Annotated in this window: 1 protein-coding gene; it reads left to right on the forward strand. The window is 67.5% G+C overall.

Annotated features, from left to right (window positions below; translation table 11 throughout):
• Positions 1-105: 105 nt before the first annotated feature.
• Complete coding sequence (locus ACDP63_RS24765) at positions 106-861, forward strand: LytTR family DNA-binding domain-containing protein (protein WP_409928845.1); 756 nt, start codon at positions 106-108, stop codon at positions 859-861.
• Positions 862-1,491: the final 630 nt, after the last annotated feature.

A 1,491-nucleotide genomic window follows, 5' to 3' on the forward strand; every position in this document is an offset into this window, starting at 1 on the left:
AACGGCTTCACCGCACTCGGCATACCCGAAACTCAAGCCGTGGGATGACTCCGTCGGGGGAAAGGGGAACTCTGACCGTCAGTCAATTTGTGCAACAGAGTCACGTTGATCGCGTTGCTGGCCACGCTGGGCTTTTCGCGGGTCTACAATCTGGTCATGGTCGGGCCGGCCTGGTCCAATTTCAAGCCGCTTACGGAAGAATTCGTCCTGATCTACTTCGTGATCCTGAACCTGGAAATCCTGTTCTCGATCTTCGTGCTGCCCCGCACCAGGGCCTTCGCCCAGAGCGGCTGGACCCATTGGGACCGAATCCGTTCGGAAGCGCCTGCCGAACCGGCCGCGCCCAATCCGGCCGAGGCGCGGCCGTGGTTGCCCCCGCCGCAGGCGGCGCCCCAAGCGGCGCTCCAGGCAGCGCCGCAACTGCCGGCCCCGATGCCATCCACATCGCAGCAGGGGCCCGCGGCGCATCAACTGCCGGTGCCCATGCTGCGGCAGCCACCCCCGCCGCCGGTGCCGCCCCCGCCGCGCACGGTGCGGTTCGGCAGCTACAGCTGGCCGGTATCCGCCTTGCGGCTGATCCGGGCCGAGGAGCATTACATCCGTATCATTACCAAGGAGCAGGAGGTGCTGGTGCGCTATCGCCTGTCGGACGCGGTCTCGCAACTGCCCGAGGATGCGGGGATGCGGGTGCATCGGTCCTATTGGCTCAGCTACGACGCCATCGTCGACCATGCGCCTCTGCCCGACAGCAGGCTGCTGCTGACGCTTTGGAACGGGTCCACCGTCACCGTGCCGCGGGCCCATCGCAAGCGGCTGGAGGCGGCCTTTGCGGCCGGGCTGCATGCGGGAGGCCGGGATTGAGGCGATCGGCGCGACCCGCCCCCGCGCGGGCCTGGCGGGGACACCACCTGCCTTGCCCGCCGCCCGTTACCCGCTCGAGCTCGGCCGCGGCGACATATCGGCCGGCGTTGCGGTCGGCGGCGAGTGCCCGCAGGGTGATCGGGTCCAGCAGCACCATGGTTTCCGCGGTCTCCCGGGTGGGGGCGATGATCGGGCGGGAAAAAGGTCCGGCCATCGGCCAGCTCTGTTCCGGGAAAGGCTGGCCGAGGTTTGCGACCCCGGCTTTCCATCGCCGGCCATCGGCTCCGGCCTGAACATGCGGTGGCATGTTTGAGATCTGCCGTAGAGAAGCGCGATCCGCAGGCCGTCGATCTCGCGCATGGCGATCCGCGTCTCGTAAAGCTCTCCCAGCAGTTCGGAGGCGAGGATCCGGGTCGGGGCTTCGGCGGCGAAGCTGCGGCCCTGCCGCATCGCGACGATGCGGTCGGACCGGCAGGAGGTGAAGGCGATGTCATGCAGCAGCACCATCACCGTCTTGCCCGGCTAGAGCGGATTCGACTTAGTCCGGGTCATATCCGGCGGGCTCGAAGTAGTTCCGGCATTCCTCGGGGGTGAAGGCGGATAGACAGTCGGCGACGGCTGACCAGAGAT

The sequence above is a fragment of the Paracoccus sp. P2 genome (assembly GCF_046335115.1).
GTDB lineage: Bacteria > Pseudomonadota > Alphaproteobacteria > Rhodobacterales > Rhodobacteraceae > Paracoccus > Paracoccus pantotrophus.